Source organism: Polaromonas sp. P1_G2 (assembly GCF_056405515.1).
Window position 1 is genome coordinate 1 of record NZ_JBFUBY010001496.1, and the last position, 392, is coordinate 392.

Here is a 392-nt window from a genome sequence, read left to right on the forward strand (position 1 = left end):
GAGTTCTTCGGCTGCTTGGCGTTCTCGCGGGAGGCCTCGTAAAGCTGCTTGTACTCGGCGGGGCTGAACCAGGGCCGGTGGACGATCTTGCCTTGGGTCTTATAAGGCGGTGACAGGTCGGCCAGATGCTTAAGCCACTGGTGACGGATGGCCGTCTTCAACACCTGCCGGAGGGTGCCGACCTCGTCATGAAGGGTGCTGCGTGCCGGCGCCTTGCCGTCCTTTGCCTTCGTGATCCTCTCAACTCGATAGTCCTGGACCGTACCGGCGTTGATTTCCGAGAGGCCCATGGCGCCGAAGAACGGCACCAGATGGAGCCGCAGGCGGATGCTGTGTCCCTCAATCCACTTCTGGCTCCGCTGCCCCTCGGTGATAACCGCATATTCCTGCTC

General features: G+C 61.7%; 1 protein-coding gene. It reads right to left on the reverse strand.

Features of this window, described 5'->3' with window-relative positions:
* Nucleotides 1–392: hypothetical protein (locus AC1D0P_RS31245; RefSeq protein WP_477680272.1), on the reverse strand; the 392-nt coding region annotated here is incomplete at both ends.